We start from the raw sequence: 19,322 nt of genomic DNA on the forward strand, positions 1-19,322 counted from the left end.
CAGGCTTCACCACTACGGAGAAGACATGTTTCCGATCAGGAGCGCGTTTTAGACGCACTCGAGCCCTTGAGATTTTCCCACGGCAGGATGAAGGCCGAACAACGCCATTTCCAGCAGGGGCCGTTTGGCGAGGTCGATTCACGCCCACGAACGCATAGATCAGGGAGCCGACGATGGGCGAAAGCAGGATGACGCCAACCCAGCCGATGGCGGAACGGACCTCATTCTTCGTCATTGCGGCATGTGCGATCGCTGCCGTTGCGATCAGCACGGAAACGAGGGCGACGAGATGGGCCAGTAGCCCGTAAGAAGGTCCCACATTAAAATTAAGCATTCCTGTCGCCAAAACCCGTTGCGAAACCATTAGCATAGCCCGCTTTACGATGAAGCACGCCGGACCTGTTCATAAGGGTCCTGAATATTGACCGGAATCAATGAAAGAGCGTCCGACGCCGCTACGAATAGACGGGTTTATTGCAGTTGCAGGAACCTGATGACGTGTTGCCAAAGGATCTGGTCGTACTGATTGAGGAAGAGGAAGGTCGGCAAAGCCGCCTCGAATTCGCCGCCACGCTGGCTGCGCTTTGGCAAGCGCATCTGATCGCAACCTTCGTTGTGGCTCGGCTTGATCTCAACCGGCATGCGGGCTTTGCAGTGGGGTCTGGCCTCGCACACATGCTGCAAAACTATTGGAGCCAAGTGGCGTGCGCTAAAGCGGAAACCAAGGAGATCTTCGACACTCTCCTTAGCGGCCGTGGCCTTGTAGGCGAGTGGCGCATCTCCGAGAATGAAAGCCCCGAGGAGTTGATGCTACATGCGCGGCATGCCAGTCTCGCCATTGTCGGACCACCTTCTCGTGGGGACCGGGCGATGACCACGCTCGGTCTTTCGGAGAGCGTGATCGTCGGTTCCGGCCGTCCGACCATATTGCTTCCAACGAATTGGCCTGCGGAACGAATAGCGCGGCGGATCGTGATCGGCTGGAATGGCGGTCGCGAGGCAACGCGTGCAATTGCGGATGCAATGCCGTTCTTGATGAGCGCCGAGGCTGTGCACCTCGTGGTGGTTCCCGAGGCGAAGGCGCAAGGGCTTTACGGGGCCGAGCCGGGAGCAGATATGGCACACCACCTCGTACGCCATGGCGTGGCGGTGGATCTGAATCAGTATAACGGAACGGATGCCGGTTCGGTGCTACTCGATCGATGTCGGTCAAGCGATGCCGATATGCTGGTTATCGGAGCAGTCGGACGCTCACGGATCGGAGAGTTCATTTTCGGCGGCGCCACCCGCACCATCCTGGGGAATGCGGATCTTCCAGTCCTGCTGTCCCGGTAAACAGCCTAACTCTCACCTCCACCATACGTCAAAAATCGTGGGCTCAGCCAATAGAGTCGTTTTGCGTGGCGTCATTTCAGCTCCATCGCATGGAATGTTGCGGTCGTGGCAAGAATGCCAGCTATGCTGCATCCATAGATGGGAAATTGCCCGTACTCCTGTGTGGGCGTCGAAAATCTTAGCATGATGCCTCCAAGCTTGGTCTGTCAAAGCCGCAATAGGACCGTTCTCCAGCCCAGTATCGGTCAGCCGCCATTCATGCTAAGGGGGCGCAAAGCGTTCTCTACCGTTAGCCTGGACGGCATTAACTGGCAAATCTGCACCGAGACAGCAGGTTCGGCCCAGTGTGGCAAGAACCGGTCAAGCTCGTCGCGCGGCGAGGTAAAGCGCGTTCCGTCCCGACGGATCCAGGTTACGCACTATACGCTTTTATCTGAGCGATCTGCGGAACCGCCCGAGAGAGACGAAGAAAAGGGCGAGGAACTGGGGCCAGATCGCCTCCAGCCGCGTGAACCTGAAACACCCGCTTTGCAAGGTCCAGGCGGACAATGCTAACTTCCTTCATGGATGCTCTCTCCTCTAAGTGACGTTCTGGCGAACATCACTCTGGCACATCGATGCCGTCGGGAGGGGCATCCACATGGGGTAATCGCCGGAACGGCGGCCCTGAGAACCAAATTATGTTCCTGAGCGGTGGCTGTTCCCCGATAAGATGAAATACGGGCTCACGACTGGACGCCGGGCCCAGCATCAACGGAGAACAGCCATGGAAGAATATATCGGTCTCGACGTGTCGATGAAAGAGACGGCGATGTCTATCCACCGTGAAGGCGAGAGGATTTGGCGCGGGAAGTGCGCATCCGATCCCAACATCGTTGCCGGGCTTGTCCGAAAGCGGGCACCGGCCGCAAAGCGCGTCGTGTTCGAAACTGGCCCGCTGTCAGTGTGGTTCTATCATGCGCTGCGTGCCAAGGGACTGCCAGCCATCTGCATTGATGCGCGCCATGCCAAAACCGCGCTTGATAAACTTCCCTGCCCATCAGCTCACCCAGATCGCAGCCGTTCGCGCCCGGTCGCTCTTACCGCATCCCCGCCTGCCTTGGTCGCGGTCGCCGAGCAAGCAGGGGTCGCCGCAAGGCCGGCGAGGCCTCTCCACGTTCATGCCGCGGGTCGGGCTTGCGGTTGCATCGATCAGCGCTGGTCCGCGCAGACGTCGGCCTGTTCCCCGCCTCGCCACCGCCGCTGGCGTGACGTCTTCATCCCTCGATGCGCCTCGCCGCCGTGGCGGGGAGTCCGAAGCGCCCTGCCGAGCGTGGGAACAGGCGTGCGGGTCACCTTTCCGGAAGATCGTCCAGCCATTGCTGCGCGCCATGCAGGACGCGCAGGATGCGCACCGTCTCGCCGGTGACTTGATAGGCTGCGACATAGGGCGTCCCGGTGACGACCAGCTCGCGCGTGCCGGCGACGCGGCCCTGCCGACCGCTTTCCGGGAAGTCGCGGAGACGGCGCGTCGCCGCGACGATCCGCTCGTCGATGGCGACGGCCGCAGCGGGATTGTGGGCTTCGATATGGGTGAAGGTACCGTCGCGATCGGTGAGCGCAAAGGCCGACCAGGTGAGCCTCACGATCCGAGGTCGCCAACCTTACGCCGCGCGGCGGCGCGCCGCCCGGCGAAATGCGCCTCGACCTCATCGTCCGGAATGTCCGGGCGGCTGTCCTCCAGCGCCTCGCGCACCTTGGCGCGGAACCAGGCGTCGTGGGCCTCGCTGTTCGAAAGCAGTTCGAGTGGCAGCGCGCCCTCGTTGGCGGTGCGGGTGAGCAGGATACGGACTGCGTCTGAGACCGTGAGACCCATGTTTTCCAGGACGGCCGATGCGCGGTCGCGGACATCGGCGTCGATTCGTGTCTGGACAAGAGCGTTTGCAGGCATGATCGCCTCCTTCTCGCGCCAATGTAATGCACTTGAATGACGAATTCCACCCCGACTGCACGCTGCATCTTCAAGGATGTCCTATCGACCAATGCTTCGACAGTTGTGGAGTGGAAAGCGGTCGTAACGATAGACAGTCCTAGAGGCAGCTAAGCGCCCTTATTTCTGCCGTTCCAGCCGAAACCGTCAAATCCGGAAGCCGACATTCGCCAGCCAAATGGGCGAAGTATGTGCGCGTTGCACCGTCGGGCGCCATCTCGTTCAGGCTCGACTATCGGCTGAACGGCAGGCGGGAGACCGTCTATCTCGGTAGGTATGCCCGTGACGGGATATCGCTCGCCAGGGCTCGCGAGTTATGCATCGACGCGCGGCGCGCGATCGCCGATCCTCGTTCCCTGCGGTACGAGAAGGCTGCGACCGGTCGGACTGTCGTAGATGTTTTCCGTCACCTGAGCAGTGATTTGGCCCGGAAGATCCGAGCGTATTCCGGTGATGAGTGCTGCGGGGATCACCGCGCCGGCCTGGAGCACGAAGGGCGAAGCGGGAGCCATAACGCGATCCGTGGCGGTGGTGCGGCGGTCGGCCGGCGCATTGAGGAATGCGTTTTGCCGATCCTGCGCGGTCTGCTGACCCGGCAGAGCAGAAAGGCCGGCGAGATCGAGACCGGGAGGGCCTTCTGTTACTGAGCCTGCCGATGCGGAAGGCGTCGTGACCGGCTGGGTCTGGAAGAAAACGCGCGACGTGCGCGTGGCTTCCTCCTCTGCAAGGCGGCGCTGCTCGGCTTCGTCAATAGTCGGCGTTGAAATCGCCGGGGGCACGACGGGCTGACCGCGATTTTGCGCGTCAAGGATTGGCCGCCCGAGATCGCCGGGCAAAGGCGGACCAAGAACCGGGCCGGTATAGTCTCGGGGCAAGCCGGCGAGGCCGTCTGCCGTCTGCCGATTTGCAGTGGAGTATAATTCCTCGCCATCACGTTCGGTGTTTCGGGTCTGAAGGGCGTAGATGAGAGCGCCGCCAATCCCGACCAGGGCAACGGCCGTGAAGCTGGCGAGCACCTTGCGCGACAGCCGAGTGACGCGAGGCGGTTCCGCCCGCAGCCGCATCGGAGCGCTTATATTGCTGTTTCCCTGGCTCATGACTGAGGCCTTCCGTCGGCGCGGGAAATCCTCACCTTCTGCTGCCGGTCGCCGCTACCTAGGCGCAACTCGGCCGCTCCGAACAGACGATCGACAATCAGGATGTGACGGTAGATTCGTGCGTTGACGAGTTGCGCTTCGCCATCCGGGCCGATGGCGAAGATCGGAGGCATCTCGCCCTGCACGATCCCTCTGGGAAACTCGACATAGACGCGCCGACCATCGTCATAGACGGTGACGGGTTTCCACGGGGGATTGTCGCCCGTCAGCCCGTAGCGGTAGACCTGCATCAGCTTCGGGCTGACTGCACCAAGCTTCAGCCTCTACTTTACCACATGGGCGGTGACGCCAAAGCGGGCGGCGATTTCCTCTGCGCCCCATCCACGATCCTGCGAGAGCTGCAGGAAAGCCTCGAACTGATCGGCAGGCGGGAGGTTGGTCCTCGAAACATTTTCGTCAAGGCTGATCTCGAACGGGTCGTTTGCCGTATCGATGACGCAACGGATCGGCTCGGTCTTCCTGATCTCCTTACGTTTCGCCCGCAACATCTGCGCCAATCGCCTTCCTTCGCCGATGGTGACGAAGTAAAAGCCGGTCGGCGTTCCGTTCGCGTCAAGCTCCGGCTCTACCACGAGGTTTTGCAGGATGCCCTTGGCGGCGATGCTGGCCGCATAGGTTTCGACAGTTTCCTCGCCGTGCGGGGTCTTGCGCGCATTACGGGGAGATTTCTTGAGCTTGTTGAGGGGAATGAGAACTTCCCTGCCGGTGACGGTTTCTGTAGTGGTCTCCACTTCCGAGGTGTTCGCGGCTTCCCCCGCCACGCTGGCCGCGTTCGGCGCGGGCAATGCCACCACGTCCCCCATAGCTTCGCCGACGCTGCGGATTTCCGCATCCGCCGCCACGCGCTCGACCGTCGCAACCGTGACGGCCTTCGCCTTTTTCGCTGTCCTTGCCATTGTTCCAATCCTTTCTCCGTTAATGCCGGAGGCATGTCCCCGACATGCCTCCCGGGGGCGCGTGAGCGCTCGGCAGAGAGGGGGGCGGCTGCCGGCGAGCATGGCCGGGCTGTGGCGCGAGCGGGGCGGATGGGAGCGATTGGAACAGTGACGGCTATTGCCGCCTTGAGAGCGCGCGGTCCTGCCATGTGCAGGCAGCGGTCGCGGGGGAGATGGCCGAAACCATCTCTCCCTTGGCAATGCAGCAGGTTGTTGCACAATTCACCCTTCCAGCTTGCTTTTCCCGGCCAATGGCCGTACATATGTCGGAAAGGAGAATGTCGATGGTCCAAACTGCAACACATCCGCCTCGCGGCCGGGTCCGTGGCGAGCGTCTGGAAACGCGCGTTACGGCCGACCAGAAAAGCCTTATTGAGCGTGCCGCGGCCCTCCAGGGCCGGACGGTGACCGATTTTGTGTTGTCCAGCGTCCAGGAGGCCGCCCGCCGGGCGATCGAGGAGCATCAGCGTCTGGATCTGTCGGTCCGCGACAGCGAGACCTTCGTAGAAGCGTTGCTCAACCCGCAGCCCGTCAACGACCGTCTTCGTGACACGGTGCGCCGTTATCGCCAGGCGACCGGCGTCTGACGGGTGGCGGACGATATCGGAGAAGCCCTGCGGGTCGAGATCCTCGGCACCCAGCACGACAGGTCTGCGTTCGAAAGTGGCGTCGAGCCGCTCGACCGGTATCTCCGAGTTCAGGCCGGTCAGGATGCCCGCAAGAACATGGCCGCGCCCTTCGTGCTGGTGCTGTGGGACGGCACGGTGGCTGGCTACTACACCCTTTCGTCGACGGCGGTGAATCTCGGGGACCTGCCGGAAAAGACAGTGCGGAAACTGCCGCGCTATCCGCTCGTTCCGGCAACCCTTCTCGGCCGACTCGCGGTCGATCGGCGCCAACAAGGCAAGGGGTACGGCCGGTTTCTGCTGGCGGATGCCCTCTTTCGGGCCGTCAGGAGCGAGATCGCGTCCTTCGCGGTAGTCGTAGATGCCAAGGATGAGAATGCGCGCCGCTTCTACGAGCGTGAAAGCTTTTTGCCGTTTCCCGACCAGCCGATGAAGCTGTTCCGGCCGATGGCGGACATCGAACAGCTCTTCAAATAAGAAAATGGGGGAAGGAAATGGCATTTTGGGACGGGCGCGGCGCCGCGAAGGAGAACATTCGGCTGTTTGAGCCCGCGAAGACTTGGCGACGTTAGTGTCCGTTCCAAAAAGGAGCGAGTGATTTCGGCGAGTTATGATTCAGTCGGATTGCTGAGATTCGACGGAGATCACGATGCCCTGGACCGAAACCACTCGCCCTCACTATGAGCGGCGTTGCCCTCGCTACGCAAGTGATTTGACCGACGCGGAATGGGCACTGATCGAACCGCTGATGCCAGTGGTGAACCGCATCGGTCGTCCGCGCGAGACGGACCTGCGCGAGGTGGTAAACGCGCTTTTGTATATGGCCTCCTCGGGCGGCGCGTGGCGGCTCTTGCCGAAGGATTTTCCGCCGTTCTCAATCGTGCAGAAATACTTCTACCGCTGGCGCGACGAGGGTCGGCTTCGCGCTATCAACAATGAACTGGTGCGCATAAGCCTTGTCTGCGATCTTCACGCGCTCGAGGAGACGCAACGCCTGTACTTCGCCGAAATTACCAAGCTGCTAGGCGGCGCATATGAAATTGTAACACGCAATCCAGTTTCGAACGCGACCCTGCCAATGAGATTGACCGTCAGCGTTTCCGATCTGAATCTCATCGCCCGTCGTTGGTTGCGAGTGGAATCCAACCGCCTGTCGCGATAGTCAGCCTATGGGTGAGGAGCGGTTAGACGGGTTTTGAGCCGGCAGAGGGTGGAAGCGGCCTTCCATTGTCGCAAGAGTCTGTCGCACAAGTTCGACTTTTACGCCTGTGTTTTGCGACAGATATTCCCTTTCAAATTCAAGGGGCAGCCGGCCTGCTGCTTCAGTTAAAAGTTCTGCGACGACACTGTAAGGCGAGGCGGTCAACGTTTCTGCAGATCAGGCGCGCAAGCGCCGATATGATCCCATAGACGATTGGCAATCGGCCCATGCGGCCGATCGCGGCGGCGGGCGGCGACCAACGCCACCTCGACGCCGGGAAAATACTCTCCGGTGATCGAGAGCAGGCGGCCGTCGCGCAAGTCTTCTTCGATCATGAAGTGGGGCAGATGCCCCCAGGCCATACCGCGAAGAATGACCTCCCGCCGCATCGGGTGGTCGGCGACCGTGCATTGCGGCGCACCTTCAACAATATAATAATTCAGTTTTGGCACGCGCGCGGTGTCGCGAATGATGCATTGCGTCAGCCCGCGCATCTGCTCGGGCGTGATCGAACCGGTGGGAGCAAAGGGAAGGAAACCCGGGGCCACGACCGGCACGAAAGAGTGAGTGCCGAGATCGATCCATTCCAGGCGGGAATCGGATTTGTCGATCCAGTGCAGGATCAGATCGGCCTCATCCTCCAAAAGCCGCTCACAAGGACCGCCAATCGTTTCGAAATGCAGGTCGAGCCGCGTCGTGTGACAGTTGGCGAAAAATCCGCTCAGCAGTTGCAGACCATCATTTAGCGGGCAAGCATCGCCGAGAATGACGCGCAGATGCGTTTCCTCACCCATGGCGAGTTGCCGGGCATGGAGCTGGAGCGCTTCCATCTCACCGATCAGGGACTGCGCCTTGCGATGAAAGGAGCGGCCTGCATCCGTCAGCGCGACCCGGTAGCCGGTCCGGTCGAACAGGGCGACCCCGAGATTGTCTTCCAGCTTGGCGATCGCGGCAAAGACGGCGGCATGAGAACGGTTCAGCAGCGCCGCCGCAGCCTGGAACCCGCCTTCGCGGACCACGGCGTCGAAGCACTGGATTTCCTGGAGCGTGAAATTCTGCATTGTCATCTATCATTACAATGATCGTCTAATAATTTCAATATTTATTGAAATTGGTCGCGGCTAGTCTCCACCCCGTTCAGTCGAGATTTGCAAGCCTACGGCTTCCACCCGACGAAGCTCCGGCACGCGCCGGAAAAAAACAATGACGAGAAAGGTTGCCGCAATGACCAATACCAGTTCCGCCCGGCTCGCGACGCCGGTTCGCGAAAGTCCTGCAAATTCATCGTCCTTCGTCACCGATGATGGTGTCAGGATCGTCTACAGGATAGACGGCCCGGCCGATCGCCCGGCTCTGATCCTGTCCAACTCCATCGGAACCAATCTGCATATGTGGGATCGCCAGGTCCCCGAATTGTCGCAACACTTTCGGGTCATCCGCTACGATTTTCGTGGACATGGCGGCTCCGACGTTGCGCCCGGTGGATATTCAGACGCAAGACTCAGCCGCGACGTGATCGAGTTGATGGACCAGCTCGGCATCGAGCGCGCGCATTTCCTGGGCCTGTCCCTGGGCGGCTTTGTCGGTCAATGGCTCGCCATCCACAAGCCCGAGCGCATTGACCGCCTGATCCTCAGCAACACCGCCGCCCATCTCGGGCCGGCCGAGCTGTTCGACCGATCCATTACCGGGGTTCTTGCCGCTCCTGACATGAAAGCGACGGCCGAGACGTTCATTGCCAACTGGTTCCCGAAAGCTATGGTCGCGGAAAACGGACCGATCATCGAGGAATTCCGGTCGATGCTGCTCGGCAACCCGCAGCAGGGCATCGCCGGCAGCTGGGCGGCCGTGCGCGACGCCGACATGCGGCGCACGATCGCCCTCATCACCGCCCCCACTCTGGTGATTGGCGGTGAGTTCGACATGGTCACCTCCGTCGATATGAGCCGGGAAATCGCCAGCACCATTCCCGGCGCGAAGCTGAAAATCCTGCCCGCCGTACACCTGAGCAACGTCGAGTACCCGAAGGAATTCACGGAGGAGGTGCTGGCGTTTCTGGCTGGCGACGCGGCTTGATCGCGTAACGGCCGCTGCGAACGACGCTACAAGGCGAGGCGGTCAGAGAGCATGTCCGCCCGCCACCTGAATGATTTGCCCCGTAACCCAGGCAGACGCATCGCTCAGCCGAGCGGCGGCAGCTCAGATTTTCAGCAGCACGCACGCAGCCGGACATTGTCGAGAAGCATCGCAAGCGTGGTTGATATGCTCAAAATCGCACGGCCGTCGCTCGCCGAACTGTTTCCGGCGGCAAAGTGAATTCGGCTTCTGGGGGTGAGTTGGAACCCACGAGGAAACGGCTACAACTGGCCAGCTGGCGCTATTCTGCGAGACGCCGCAGCGCATCTGCGTTTAAGCCGAGTATGTCAGCGTGCACCCAAGCGGCCAATTGTAACGAGGCGATCGTAGACGATGTCTGTGCGGCCGGCTGGCCCGCGAATGTTTCCTTCAAGAAAATGATCGAAGTTGCGATCTTCAAGCAGCACAGCAATTTGCGCGCCGATATAGGTCCGAATCTCGGGGTCGACCACCGTGATTTCCTCGACGAGCTCCTCCCGCCCGTCGACGAGCACGAGAATATCCTCCGCATCACGGCTACCGATGAGATCGCTATCGCCTCGCCCGCGATATGCCTCCAGCTTGGTCGCGACAAATAGAGGAGGCGTGAGGCATCTGATCACGAGCGTGTCCTCCAGTGCCTCGGGGACCGCCGTCTCAATTCCCTTGGCTTACCAACGGTTGCTGAAGCCAAGGATCGACTCATCGTCCGGCATGAAGTCGACTTTCAGCTCACCAAGCTTCATTCGGCATATGACATTGTCGTCCGGCGCCTCGGAAAAGCCGCGCAAGCGTAGCTGATCCATGAGCTCAGCCCATTCGGCGAAGCCGTCGAGATCAACGATCCGGTCGACATCATCGGTCGCCCTGACGGCTTCCAGTGTAATGGGATCAGTTATGTAGAGCGCCGTCGTGCAGCCGCCGACAAAAACCAGGCGTTCACGAAGCTCGTCGCCGAGCGCTACAGCAACGGTCTTCAACATTGCCTTCAACTGGCCCTGGACGGTCATCCCAACCTCTCCGCCAACAGGTCGGCAGCCAGATTGGCTTCGCGTTGATTGCCGAGGCGGACGGCGTCAATGAGGGCGAGGTAGGCATAAAGACGCTCATCCTTCTCGGCGGCTTCCGGGACGCTTTTGAAAAGGGGCTCGACCGATTGACCCATTTCCTGACCACGAGCATAGGGCCATACGCTAATGAGGCTGCCGGCGCTGTGCAGAACTCCCTGAAGCACGGGAGCGGCAAATGCTGTCGGCAGCCCACGCTGCATGACGCCCGGCTTCGCAGGGAAGACAAACTTCAGGCCGTGAACTATGAATTCGCGCAACTGCCTTCGGTTTGGCTTGGGTCGACCGGTCTTCCTGTCCTTGATTGCGATGCCCGATGCGACGCTGCGCTTTATCGAAGCGCTGACTTCCGTCTTGCTGATCCCGAGCGCCGCTTCGAGGCCGCGTACGGAATACGGGTCTTCTCCTGTCACCAACCTATCCCGCGCAGGTTGCTGACCGATATTTTGTTCTTCGTCTTCCAGGCTCACCAGCTTGAGCAAGACGACCACATCCTGGCTCTTCATCATCGCAATCGCACGTGTCCCTTGTCCTCGGACAAAGGACACCTAACCATCGGCGATCTATGCTGTCAACGCCATGCACCGCAGGGGCACGTGCAGGCTGTTTCCAAACCTGAATGACAGTCCTTCGGGATCGGCCCTCTTCACGCTCGTGAAAGTCCGCCTCTGACCGGATGACTATCCGTCTGCGGATCATCCTTGCAAACAGATCGACGAAGACGTTTGAGTCCATAGGAAGGCGCGCGGTACAACCCTGAGCGGTATGGCAGAAAAGCTCGGTGGATCCGTCTAAAGGGAGGCAGGCCAGCCTCGGCAATGGTGCTTTCCCGAAGCGATGTTAGACATGGACGAAGCACAGCCCGCGCGTGCACGGTCGTCAGCCTCCAACACTTCGGCCGATGCCGAAACATCCGCTGCAAGGCGCACGATAGAAGGATAGAAGTTTCCTCCACAGTGATCGCGGGCAGAGCAAGACGACCGAGAAGCCGAATCCGACGAAAGAACTGGCGCTGCTGCTGGCGCTCTCGACGTTGTGGGGGCGCCTCCTACAGCTTCATAAAGATCGGGGTCGAAACCATCCCGCCCGTTACGCTGATCGCGGCCCGAACTTTCATCGCCGGATTGATCCTAGCCGCCATCATCCGCTGGCGCGGCCTGAGCCTGCCGAAGGATGCGACCACCTGGCGGCGGTTCCTGTTTCAGGCCTGCCTCAACAGCGTGGTTCCCTTCACGCTGATCGCATGGGCGCAGCAGACCACCGACGCCGCGCTGGCGACGATCCTCAATTCCACCTCCCCCCATCTTCGCTTTCCTCTTGACCGTGCTCGTCACGCGCCATGAAGCGGTGACAGGTCGCAAGCTGTTCGGGATCGGGGCCGGCATTGTCGGCATTTGCCTGATCATCGGCGTTCAGGCTCTCGGTGATCTAGGACGGGAACTGTGGGCGCAACTCGCCATCGTCGCCGCCACAATCTGCTATGCCGGCGCTGCGATCTTCGGTAAGAGCTTCAAGGGGCTCGATCCCATCATGCCGGCGGCCGGGTCGATGATCTGCGGGGCCGCCGTCCTCATTCCCGCCAGCCTCCCGCTGAACAGCCTTGGACCCTGCTCCATCGACAGAGTCGATCCTGGCCTTGCTGGCGCTCACGGTCTTTTCCACCGCGCTCACCTTCGTCATCTATTTCCGGCTGGTCCAGACCCTCGGATCGGTCTGCACGACCGCGCAAGCCTATCTGCGGGTGCCGATCGGGGTGGCGATCGGCGTCGTATTCCTCGGGGAAAGCCTGTCCTCGACCGGGTTGATCGGGTTGGTATGCGTCATCGCGGGTGTGGCCGCGATGACGATCCCGACCCGCAAGCCTGTTCCGGCGAGTTGACCATCCATGTCCCCGCATATTGTCCGACCTGTGCGGCTGGTTATGTGCGCCCTGCCGGTGCGGCGTCGACAGCGCGCCCACATTGGTTTTCGCCGCCACTGGATGTCATCCAGCCCAGCGGCTTCACGGACGAACCAACAGGAAAAGCCGGCCGGATGTCGGCACCAACGACGCTGATGCGTCCTTGGGGGACACACTTCGAACGACACGCCCCCTCAGACGCCGGGCGAGAAGGAGCCCAAACATGATCACGATCCTGCACCGTCGGGAACCGAAGCCCGGCCAGAGCGGCACAATCCGCTTCGAGGGGTGTGAGGCAGGCGCCCCGGTATCGCTCTTCCTGGTCGATGCCGCACCCGGACAGGGTTCCGGGCTGCACATGCATCCCTATGTAGAGACCTGGGTGGTAAGGCGCGGCGAGGCCGAGTTCATCGTTGGAGATGAAACGGCGCGTGCCTTTCCCGGAGATATCGTCGTCGCGCCAGCCGGCGTGCCGCATCGCTTCACCAATATCGGAGACGACAGGCTCGAACTCGTCTGCATCCACCCAAGCGACACGATCATTCAGACATCGGTCTGAATTGCCCGGCATCGGTCCCGTCAAAGTTGGAGCGGACCGTTCGTCGTATCAGCGCAATCCGCAAAGCCGCGTGACAACGAGGAAAGACATGATGTTCCCCACCGCGCGCCAAATGAACCGAATACCCAATGGAGAAACACGATGTCCAGGATGATCTTCATAAATCTGCCGGTGATAGACCTTGCGGCTGCAACCCGCTTCTATGAGGCGATCGGGTGCGAAAGGAACGAGCAGTTCAGCGACCATCAGGCATCAAGCATGGTTTGGTCTGACTGCATCACGTTCCAATTGCTCGCCAACGACTATTTCGCGACCTTCACACCGAAGAAGATCGCCGATGCAAAGGCGACCAGCGAGGTGCTCATCGCCCTGTCTTGCGACAGCAGGGAAGATGTGAACGCGACGGTGGACGCTGGCGCGGGCGCCGGCGGCGAGGCCGATGTTCGCGAGCGGCTGGATATGGGCTTCATGTACAATCGGTGCCTGGCGGACCCCGATGATCATATCTTCGAGCTCGTATGGATGGACATGAGCGCGGCGTCGGGCACCTCCGACCAGCAACCCACGTCAGCCTGAGTTTCCCCTGAGCTGGATCTTCCGCAAGTGTTCAGATCACTGGAGGCAGGTCAGATCTTGAATCCAGCGCGCCGAAGGTAGGGCAATGCCCTATATACCATCCGAACTCACGATCCCGGCGAGGATATCTCATGCAGGTCGTTTCCAAGCCGCGCGTCCGTCAGGTGAGGTATCGGGAATTGGAGGAAGTAGGGGCGCTCGTCTTCGATGCCTTCGCATCATTCCGACAAGTTCTGGCTGCGCACATTTTCAAACCCTACGTGAAGGATGCCGCCAACCTGACAATGCGGTGGCAGGAAGCAAACGTCATGGTGCTCGAGCAGGAAGGCCGGATCGTCGGAACACTTACCTACTATGCAGATGCCGCCCGGGAAGGCATGGGCTGGCCTTCCGGATTTGCGGGCCTCCGGACGCTTGCGGTTTCTCCGGCGGCTCAGGGCCGCGGCCATGGCCGGGTGCTTTGCGAATGGTGCGTGACACGCGCCAGGCGGCAGGGAGCAACCGCCCTTGCGCTCCACACGGCATCGTTCATGACCTCGGCATGCATGCTGTATGAGAGGATTGGCTTCCAGCGACATCCTTCCCACGACCTTCTGGCATCGGAGGTCCTGGGCTTTGACCCAGCTCTGGGCCACCAGAAGATCGTCGCCTACATGCTGCAGCTTTAGGAAGCCCCGAATCGTCGCCACCGGCGAAATCTCCGGAAGCAGGTCGGCTTCCACTTTTTTCTCAGAAGCCTGCCGGCGTATAGAAGCCTGTTGCTCATACGGTTCAGCGGGACACCCTCCGCCTTTATATTGCTGCCAAAGTCACGTTCTGCATTTGCGGCGGGAGTGGGTCATGCCTCGCCCGTCTCGCCAGATGCCGCCGCCATGTCCATCCACGCCGGCTCGAACACATGGCCGTCAGGATCCTCAAAGGTGCGGACATACATGAAGCCCATATCCTGAGGTTCGCGGATGTCGGCCCTGCCGCCAGCGGCCGCAGCCGCCTCCGTGATGGCATCCACCTCCTCGCGGCTGTCACGCGAAAGCGCGATCAGCATGCCGACGGCTTCGCGTGCGTTCGCGATCGGCTTCGACGTGAAGGTCTTGAAATAGTCGTGCGTCAAAAGCTGGAAGGTGATCGAATCCGACCAGACCATAGAGGCCGCGTTCTCTCCGCTGAACTGTTCGTTCTTCTCGCAACCGATCGCCTCGTAGAAGCGGGTCGCGGCTGCGAGGTCCTTCACAGGCAAATTCACGAATATCATCCTGGGCATTACCGTTCTCCCTTTTCCGTATTTGCGAATGTTGCATTGGTTTCAGGCTGACCTTGAAGGGTCGTGCTGCGCATCCTGCGGCTCGGTGATCAACGTCCCAGGTGGCCGATCGTTTCAGTTTGGAAACCACTCCTTGTCGCGCTCGTCCGGCGTGGGGGTTCGGTACTCCGGCACGCCGGACCGTTTCGGGATTATGCGCCGTCGCGGCGCAAATCGGCCTTCTCCCCCGAGATCGGCACAATTGCCGACTATGTGTTTCTCTGGAGTGGTCGGAATTGGCGCGGGCATAGGCTGGCGCTCGGTCTTGCGCCCCGCCTCGCATGGAAGCAGTGGGGCTGGAAATCATAGAAGGTCGATCGGTTACTCGTGATGCCAACACCAGCATTGATACCCGCAACGATCGTAGCAATACTGTTCCTGGTGCTGTCGGCAAGCGCCGAGCGGCTGGAACTCACCGTCGCAGCCGCGGAAGCAACGATTGGTCAAGACGGACTGCCCGCGGTCGCGATCCAGCTTGATGAGAAAGGCATGCGCGAGTTCGCCGCCTTCACAGCAAAGCGCGTCGGAAAGCCGGTGGCAGTCTATGTTGACGACGAGCTCATGATCTCGCCGATCATCCTCTCGCCGATCGTTACCGGGCAGAGCCTTATCACGAACCTTTCGAGCGTTGAGGCCGCCGGCAACCTTGCCTTGCTGCTTCGTTCGGGACAGGCACGCATGGCGGTCGCCGATCCGGAGTGAAGTCCGGTCAATCCTCCCACAGTCGTTCGAAACAGCATCGTAAAGCAGCCCATCTGCCGGATGGAGCGCGCCCACATGGATGCAGATCGGGTGGAACGGCGATATTCCTCGTGCTGGTGACGCTGTACTGTCGCTGCAGCCTTGGTCGGTTCTGCAACCATGCACGCCGCAATCGGACGGTGCGCAAAGCGCACCGCTTTAGAATGATCTGGAGCCTCTGGGCGAGGCCGTGGCCGCAGCAAAGGCGAGACAGGTGAGCGTCACACCACGAGTACGGTTGGGATGCAACGGCTCTCCCTCGTATGCGAAGGCGGGACTGAGCCCCGAGGCGCGCGCCAGCATCTGCGCATCTTCGCGCTGCGTGTCGCCGCCCCGTCCCCGCGGCTCGTCCGGCTCATGTCGCAGAATCATGATCAAGAGACCCTCCTGTGCGAGAAGGCGCGCGAGATTGGGCATGGCGCGAGCGCGTTCCTCTGCGCGCAGATGCTGCCATACTGCACAGACGATCACGCGGTCGAATACCTCGCCGCGCGCAAGCGTGCGCTCAAGGTCCGGCAGCGTGTCGCTGAGCCAGATTATTCGCGGTGAAGGATGGAGCTCCATGCCAGCGGCGCGCAGATAGTCAGTCGGCTCGACCGCAAGCACCGAGTGCCCTTGCGCGGCGAACCAGGCCGCATCGCGCCCCGTGCCCGCGCCGACGTCGACGAACCGTGCGGGCAGGAGGTGCGTCACATGCGCATATACGCCGCTTGCCGAAGTTTCCTCGAACGATTGGACAAGGTGGGGCGCATCGCGCGCATAGCCTTCGAGGACGTTTCTGGGCTCCATCCGATTCAGGCCCTCGATGTCGCGCGCCACCTCCGTCATATCGTCGTTGAGTTGGTGGTTGCGGCCCGGCAAGCGTCGAACAGTCGCCTGGGGAAGAGCTTTCGCATATATGTCGAGATGAGAAACGGGAACGAACTCATCGTTCTCGCCGTGATAAAGAAACAGGGGAACGTCGCCCGGGTAGTCCTCGGGCAGCGCCGCTTCGTCCCAGCGCCAGAACTCATGGTCATGCCAGAACGGACCCGCAATAAGAAACATGCCGGCGATCGTGGGCTTCGGGCATCGATCGGCGAACATTCTGATCAGAACCGAAGCGCCGATCGAATGCCCCACCAGCACCGCGCGCTCGCCCATGTCCTCCACTTCTTGCTGGATGACGCTTTTCCAGACCTCGTAATCCGCGTCTGCCTCGTCGGGCATAGCGGGGTAGCGAACCTGGTAGTTTTGGCCGAGCTTGCTGCGAAGGCTTTCCGCGAGTTTCGCATCATCCATGTGAGCGCCTTCGCCCGCGCCCTGAATCAGGAGAACCTGCTTCGCCATGGTGATCCTCGCAAACGCTTCGGTGGGTGGCGCTGGGTTGAACTGAAATCTCCCGGCATCGAAACCACTCCGTTATTCGAGCGCAGGGAAAGCGACAAGCGCCGGCTTTCGGTGTCGAGAACTACCTATTTCCTGTTCCGCTCGATGAAATCGACCATGAGTTTCGCGGCTTCCGCCGCGTGGGTCTCGAGCAGGAAGTGCGCGCCGTCGAGGATGTGGGCTTCCATCCTCGGCAGGGCCTGCATCCACGACAGGGTCCCGGCAAGATCGAAGAACGCGTCATGCCGCCCCCAGATCATCAGGGCGGGAGGCTGCCATCGCGCGAGATACTCGGCGATGGCGTCGAAGCGAGCGACATAATTGCCGTAGTCGGCGATCAGCGCGCGCTGCGTCTCCATCCGGCCAGGAAGCTGCATCACCCGCCAGTCCTCCTCCCAGCTTTCGGCCGGCATTCGCGCGACAACATCCTCGGGGACTTCCGCGACATACTGGTCGCGCGTGCCCTCGAAGGACAGGTGCCCGGTGGCTTCCGCCTCGTTTTCCGTGGTCGGATCAGCCCAAAAGGCCTTTGTCGCCCCCCATTGCGGACCCATCCCCGTCTGGTGCGCATTGGCGTTCTGGACGATGAGGCCCAGAACCTGCTCCGGCGCCTTCATGGCGATATGAAGACCGACGGGTGCGCCGAAATCGTGAAGATATATGTGGCGCGGCCCGACCGACAGATGTTCCAGCAGCTCGGAAATCGCCTCGCCGAAGGCGTCGAACGAAGGGGATGGAAGGACATCCGATTCCCCAAAGCCCGGCAGGTCGGGCGCAATCACCCATGCGGTCTTCGACAGGGCGGTGATGACGTCCCGGAACGTTCGCACGGAACTCGGAAATCCGTGTAGAAGAAGTATGGGCGGGTCGGAAGCCACCCCCGCGGTCACGAAAGACAAGTCGGTGCCGCCCGAAAGTCGAATGCGTTGCTTGTTCGTCGGTGACATGCAGCAATTCCATATTGTACGCGGTTAAGGCCCAACGCAGCTTCCAATCGATCTGTTCCAGGCGAACGTCGGAGTGCTAGCATGTTGTAGAGCAATCAGCCTGTTTGTCGTTTACACCATCTTATTCGCCGCCGAACCCGCTGCGCGGCGCACAACGCAGCCCGGGCCTGAGCGGCGAGCAGACTTTTCGCCCGAGCATCCTCTTCGTCGATGCTCAGCGCCGCCGTAAGCAGGGGCCGGAACAAGATTTGCTTCCCCAGACGATGGGTTGGAAGGCTCCCGCTCCACCGGTGCTAGATTGGCTTCGGTTAGGATGGACAAACAGGGAGCGTTCTAATGGAAGAGATTTCGACTGTCGGTATCGACCTCGCGAAGTCGGTGTTTCAAGTTCACGCAATCGATCCCGTCGGCAACGTGATCGTTAGGCGGCAATTGCGACGTCAGCAGATGTTGAAGTTCTTCGAGCAATTGAAACCATGCCTGATCGGCATGGAGGCGTGTGGAACTGCCCACTATTGGGCACGGGAGCTCTCGGCGCTGGGGCACGACGTGCGTTTAATGCCACCGGCCTATGTGAAACCTTACGTGAAGCGGCAGAAGAACGATGCCGCAGATGCGGAGGCGATCTGTGAAGCGGTGACGCGCCCAACGATGCGGTTCGTGCCGATCAAGTCAGTCGAGCAGCAATCGGCTGCGATGCTGCACCGCTCGAGGGCTCTGCTTGTGAAGCAGCGGACGATGTTGCTTCATTCAATCCGCTCGCATCTCGCCGAGCTCGGAATATCGACTGGCGCCGGCATCAGCCAGATTGCGCGGATCGTGAGAGAACTCGCACGCGGCGAGCGCACCGACCTACCTGAGCTTGCCCGGTTTGTGCTCGAAGCACTGGCCCGATTGGTGTGCGATCTCGCCGACAGACTTCAAGCGATCGAAAAGAAGCTCGTCTCGTGGCACTACAGAAACGACCTGTCGAACCGCCTTGAGACCATTCCTGGAGTCGGCTTTGTCACGGCGTCGGCACTTGCTTCAATCGTTCCCGAACCCGAGGTTTTCAGATCAGGCCGACATTTTGCGGCCTGGCTAGGTTTGGTCCCGAGACAGAATTCATCGGGAGGAAAGAGCCGACTCGGCCGCATCAGCAAGCAGGGTAACAGATATATTCGGCAGTTGCTGATCCTCGGGGCGACATCGGTTCTGCGTCACATCCGCAAAGATGGAGGCGAAGGGTCGGGTTGGGTAGGTGGTCTGCTACGGCGTCGACCGCCAAAGGTCGTTGCGGTTGCGCTTGCCAACAAGATGGCTCGCATTGCATGGTCAATTATGAAACGCGGTGGCGAGTACGAGGAGATCAACGAACTGAGGACGATCCAGCAAGCGAGCTGAGCCGCCCAAAGTATGAGGCGAAAGAGGTAAGTGAAGGCAGCAACTCGATCCCCGAGGGATCAGCCGAACCCGTTTAGCGTGTCGGACGTCGCAGTCCGTCTAATCGATCGGGGGCATGATCCTGGCGGAACCCTTCAAGGCCA

At 60.7% G+C, this 19,322-nt stretch carries 18 protein-coding genes and 8 pseudogenes; 13 read left to right on the top strand and 13 right to left on the bottom strand.

Features of this window, described 5'->3' with window-relative positions:
• Positions 1-196: 196 nt before the first annotated feature.
• Positions 197-370: pseudogene (locus tag ACVCNR_RS17610) on the bottom strand (hypothetical protein); the annotation flags it as partial.
• Between the two features lie 104 nt (positions 371-474).
• Here ACVCNR_RS17610 and ACVCNR_RS17615 point away from each other — a divergent pair.
• Together ACVCNR_RS17615 and ACVCNR_RS17620 are read left to right on the top strand one after the other, a co-directional pair.
• Complete coding sequence (locus tag ACVCNR_RS17615; RefSeq protein WP_447075791.1) at positions 475-1,335, top strand: universal stress protein; 861 nt, start codon at positions 475-477, stop codon at positions 1,333-1,335.
• A 766-nt stretch (positions 1,336-2,101) separates the two neighbouring features.
• A pseudogene (locus ACVCNR_RS17620) lies at positions 2,102-2,359 on the top strand (IS110 family transposase); the annotation flags it as partial.
• A gap of 307 nt (positions 2,360-2,666) precedes the next feature.
• Here ACVCNR_RS17620 and ACVCNR_RS17625 read toward each other — a convergent pair.
• Complete coding sequence (locus tag ACVCNR_RS17625; protein WP_447075793.1) at positions 2,667-2,960, bottom strand: type II toxin-antitoxin system RelE/ParE family toxin; 294 nt, start codon at positions 2,958-2,960, stop codon at positions 2,667-2,669.
• The gene (locus ACVCNR_RS17630) at positions 2,957-3,265 is read right to left on the bottom strand and encodes a type II toxin-antitoxin system RelB/DinJ family antitoxin (protein ID WP_354199385.1); all 309 of its coding nucleotides are present in this window, start codon (positions 3,263-3,265) and stop codon (positions 2,957-2,959) included. The genes ACVCNR_RS17625 and ACVCNR_RS17630 overlap by 4 nt, the downstream gene beginning before the upstream one ends.
• Before the next feature lie 227 nt (positions 3,266-3,492).
• Here ACVCNR_RS17630 and ACVCNR_RS17635 point away from each other — a divergent pair.
• A pseudogene (locus ACVCNR_RS17635) lies at positions 3,493-3,696 on the top strand (Arm DNA-binding domain-containing protein); the annotation flags it as partial.
• On the opposite strand, the pseudogene ACVCNR_RS17640 reads toward ACVCNR_RS17635, so the two are convergent.
• From ACVCNR_RS17640 to ACVCNR_RS17650, 3 pseudogenes are all read right to left on the bottom strand, one after another.
• A pseudogene (locus ACVCNR_RS17640) lies at positions 3,649-4,401 on the bottom strand (TraB/TrbI/VirB10 family type IV secretion system protein); the annotation flags it as partial. The pseudogenes ACVCNR_RS17635 and ACVCNR_RS17640 overlap by 48 nt on opposite strands.
• Positions 4,398-4,682, bottom strand: a pseudogene (locus tag ACVCNR_RS17645) (TrbG/VirB9 family P-type conjugative transfer protein); the annotation flags it as partial. The pseudogenes ACVCNR_RS17640 and ACVCNR_RS17645, both read right to left, overlap by 4 nt.
• A 45-nt stretch (positions 4,683-4,727) precedes the next feature.
• Positions 4,728-5,357, bottom strand: a pseudogene (locus ACVCNR_RS17650) (ParB/RepB/Spo0J family partition protein); the annotation flags it as partial.
• Between the two features lie 323 nt (positions 5,358-5,680).
• On the opposite strand from ACVCNR_RS17650, the gene ACVCNR_RS17655 reads away from it, so the two are divergent.
• The 3 genes and pseudogenes from ACVCNR_RS17655 to ACVCNR_RS17665 all read left to right on the top strand — a co-directional run.
• Positions 5,681-5,983: a type II toxin-antitoxin system TacA family antitoxin gene (locus ACVCNR_RS17655; protein WP_354199392.1), complete on the top strand. Its 303-nt coding sequence runs from the start codon at positions 5,681-5,683 to the stop codon at positions 5,981-5,983.
• A gap of 3 nt (positions 5,984-5,986) precedes the next feature.
• Positions 5,987-6,499 carry a GNAT family N-acetyltransferase gene (locus ACVCNR_RS17660; protein ID WP_447075794.1) on the top strand — a complete coding sequence of 171 codons (513 nt, stop codon included), beginning with the start codon at positions 5,987-5,989 and terminating at the stop codon, positions 6,497-6,499.
• Positions 6,500-6,671: 172 nt separating this feature from the next.
• Positions 6,672-6,968: pseudogene (locus ACVCNR_RS17665) on the top strand (transposase); the annotation flags it as partial.
• A gap of 416 nt (positions 6,969-7,384) precedes the next feature.
• Here ACVCNR_RS17665 and ACVCNR_RS17670 read toward each other — a convergent pair.
• Complete coding sequence (locus ACVCNR_RS17670; protein WP_447075795.1) at positions 7,385-8,284, bottom strand: LysR family transcriptional regulator; 900 nt, start codon at positions 8,282-8,284, stop codon at positions 7,385-7,387.
• 163 nt (positions 8,285-8,447) lie between these two features.
• On the opposite strand from ACVCNR_RS17670, the gene ACVCNR_RS17675 reads away from it, so the two are divergent.
• Positions 8,448-9,299 carry an alpha/beta fold hydrolase gene (locus tag ACVCNR_RS17675; protein WP_447076650.1) on the top strand — a complete coding sequence of 284 codons (852 nt, stop codon included), beginning with the start codon at positions 8,448-8,450 and terminating at the stop codon, positions 9,297-9,299.
• 347 nt (positions 9,300-9,646) lie between these two features.
• On the opposite strand, the gene ACVCNR_RS17680 is transcribed toward ACVCNR_RS17675, so the two are convergent.
• Genes ACVCNR_RS17680 through ACVCNR_RS17690 form a run of 3 tightly spaced genes read right to left on the bottom strand, consistent with a single transcriptional unit; the run spans position 9,647 to position 10,911 of the window.
• Positions 9,647-9,961: a hypothetical protein gene (locus ACVCNR_RS17680; RefSeq protein ID WP_447075796.1), complete on the bottom strand. Its 315-nt coding sequence runs from the start codon at positions 9,959-9,961 to the stop codon at positions 9,647-9,649.
• 48 nt (positions 9,962-10,009) lie between these two features.
• Positions 10,010-10,348 carry a hypothetical protein gene (locus ACVCNR_RS17685; protein WP_447075798.1) on the bottom strand — a complete coding sequence of 113 codons (339 nt, stop codon included), beginning with the start codon at positions 10,346-10,348 and terminating at the stop codon, positions 10,010-10,012.
• Positions 10,345-10,911 (bottom strand): hypothetical protein, encoded by a 567-nt coding sequence (locus tag ACVCNR_RS17690; protein ID WP_447076651.1) that lies wholly within the window; start codon positions 10,909-10,911, stop codon positions 10,345-10,347. The genes ACVCNR_RS17685 and ACVCNR_RS17690 overlap by 4 nt, the downstream gene beginning before the upstream one ends.
• Before the next feature lie 500 nt (positions 10,912-11,411).
• Here ACVCNR_RS17690 and ACVCNR_RS17695 point away from each other — a divergent pair.
• The 4 genes and pseudogenes from ACVCNR_RS17695 to ACVCNR_RS17710 all read left to right on the top strand — a co-directional run bounded on the left by ACVCNR_RS17695 (position 11,412) and on the right by ACVCNR_RS17710 (position 14,108).
• A pseudogene (locus ACVCNR_RS17695) lies at positions 11,412-12,284 on the top strand (DMT family transporter).
• Between the two features lie 244 nt (positions 12,285-12,528).
• Complete coding sequence (locus ACVCNR_RS17700; RefSeq protein ID WP_447075800.1) at positions 12,529-12,864, top strand: cupin domain-containing protein; 336 nt, start codon at positions 12,529-12,531, stop codon at positions 12,862-12,864.
• A gap of 141 nt (positions 12,865-13,005) precedes the next feature.
• A complete protein-coding gene (locus tag ACVCNR_RS17705; RefSeq protein WP_447075802.1) occupies positions 13,006-13,440 on the top strand; it encodes a VOC family protein in 435 nt (144 codons plus the stop codon).
• A 131-nt stretch (positions 13,441-13,571) separates the two neighbouring features.
• Entirely contained in the window at positions 13,572-14,108 is a 537-nt protein-coding gene (locus ACVCNR_RS17710) for a GNAT family N-acetyltransferase (RefSeq protein ID WP_447075804.1), read from the top strand.
• 170 nt (positions 14,109-14,278) lie between these two features.
• On the opposite strand, the gene ACVCNR_RS17715 is transcribed toward ACVCNR_RS17710, so the two are convergent.
• Positions 14,279-14,701, bottom strand: coding sequence for a VOC family protein (locus tag ACVCNR_RS17715; RefSeq protein ID WP_447075806.1), 423 nt, complete (start codon positions 14,699-14,701; stop codon positions 14,279-14,281).
• A 369-nt stretch (positions 14,702-15,070) separates the two neighbouring features.
• Here ACVCNR_RS17715 and ACVCNR_RS17720 point away from each other — a divergent pair, with 369 nt between their 5' ends.
• Positions 15,071-15,442 carry a SecDF P1 head subdomain-containing protein gene (locus tag ACVCNR_RS17720; RefSeq protein WP_447075808.1) on the top strand — a complete coding sequence of 124 codons (372 nt, stop codon included), beginning with the start codon at positions 15,071-15,073 and terminating at the stop codon, positions 15,440-15,442.
• Positions 15,443-15,640: 198 nt separating this feature from the next.
• Here ACVCNR_RS17720 and ACVCNR_RS17725 read toward each other — a convergent pair whose 3' ends face one another.
• On the bottom strand, positions 15,641-16,810 hold the full coding sequence (locus tag ACVCNR_RS17725; protein ID WP_447075809.1) for a methyltransferase domain-containing protein: 1,170 nt from the start codon (positions 16,808-16,810) through the stop codon (positions 15,641-15,643).
• Between the two features lie 125 nt (positions 16,811-16,935).
• Positions 16,936-17,796, bottom strand: coding sequence for an alpha/beta fold hydrolase (locus ACVCNR_RS17730; RefSeq protein ID WP_447075811.1), 861 nt, complete (start codon positions 17,794-17,796; stop codon positions 16,936-16,938).
• Positions 17,797-18,132: 336 nt separating this feature from the next.
• On the opposite strand from ACVCNR_RS17730, the gene ACVCNR_RS17735 reads away from it, so the two are divergent.
• Entirely contained in the window at positions 18,133-19,179 is a 1,047-nt protein-coding gene (locus ACVCNR_RS17735) for an IS110 family RNA-guided transposase (protein WP_447075813.1), read from the top strand.
• The last annotated feature ends 143 nt before the right edge of the window (positions 19,180-19,322 follow it).

Source organism: Aquamicrobium terrae (assembly GCF_052978165.1).

What these genes read in the sequence shown, in the direction of transcription:
- ACVCNR_RS17685 (WP_447075798.1), bottom strand. Translation starts at nt 10,348, where the DNA reads ATGACCGTCCAGGGCCAGTTGAAGGCAATGTTGAAGACCGTTGCTGTA.
- ACVCNR_RS17710 (WP_447075804.1), top strand. Translation starts at nt 13,572, where the DNA reads ATGCAGGTCGTTTCCAAGCCGCGCGTCCGTCAGGTGAGGTATCGGGAA.
- ACVCNR_RS17655 (WP_354199392.1), top strand. Translation starts at nt 5,681, where the DNA reads ATGGTCCAAACTGCAACACATCCGCCTCGCGGCCGGGTCCGTGGCGAG.
- ACVCNR_RS17720 (WP_447075808.1), top strand. Translation starts at nt 15,071, where the DNA reads ATGCCAACACCAGCATTGATACCCGCAACGATCGTAGCAATACTGTTC.
- ACVCNR_RS17715 (WP_447075806.1), bottom strand. Translation starts at nt 14,701, where the DNA reads ATGCCCAGGATGATATTCGTGAATTTGCCTGTGAAGGACCTCGCAGCC.
- ACVCNR_RS17690 (WP_447076651.1), bottom strand. Translation starts at nt 10,911, where the DNA reads ATGAAGAGCCAGGATGTGGTCGTCTTGCTCAAGCTGGTGAGCCTGGAA.
- ACVCNR_RS17705 (WP_447075802.1), top strand. Translation starts at nt 13,006, where the DNA reads ATGTCCAGGATGATCTTCATAAATCTGCCGGTGATAGACCTTGCGGCT.
- ACVCNR_RS17730 (WP_447075811.1), bottom strand. Translation starts at nt 17,796, where the DNA reads ATGTCACCGACGAACAAGCAACGCATTCGACTTTCGGGCGGCACCGAC.
- ACVCNR_RS17630 (WP_354199385.1), bottom strand. Translation starts at nt 3,265, where the DNA reads ATGCCTGCAAACGCTCTTGTCCAGACACGAATCGACGCCGATGTCCGC.
- ACVCNR_RS17735 (WP_447075813.1), top strand. Translation starts at nt 18,133, where the DNA reads ATGGAAGAGATTTCGACTGTCGGTATCGACCTCGCGAAGTCGGTGTTT.
- ACVCNR_RS17670 (WP_447075795.1), bottom strand. Translation starts at nt 8,284, where the DNA reads ATGCAGAATTTCACGCTCCAGGAAATCCAGTGCTTCGACGCCGTGGTC.
- ACVCNR_RS17725 (WP_447075809.1), bottom strand. Translation starts at nt 16,810, where the DNA reads ATGGCGAAGCAGGTTCTCCTGATTCAGGGCGCGGGCGAAGGCGCTCAC.
- ACVCNR_RS17700 (WP_447075800.1), top strand. Translation starts at nt 12,529, where the DNA reads ATGATCACGATCCTGCACCGTCGGGAACCGAAGCCCGGCCAGAGCGGC.
- ACVCNR_RS17675 (WP_447076650.1), top strand. Translation starts at nt 8,448, where the DNA reads ATGACCAATACCAGTTCCGCCCGGCTCGCGACGCCGGTTCGCGAAAGT.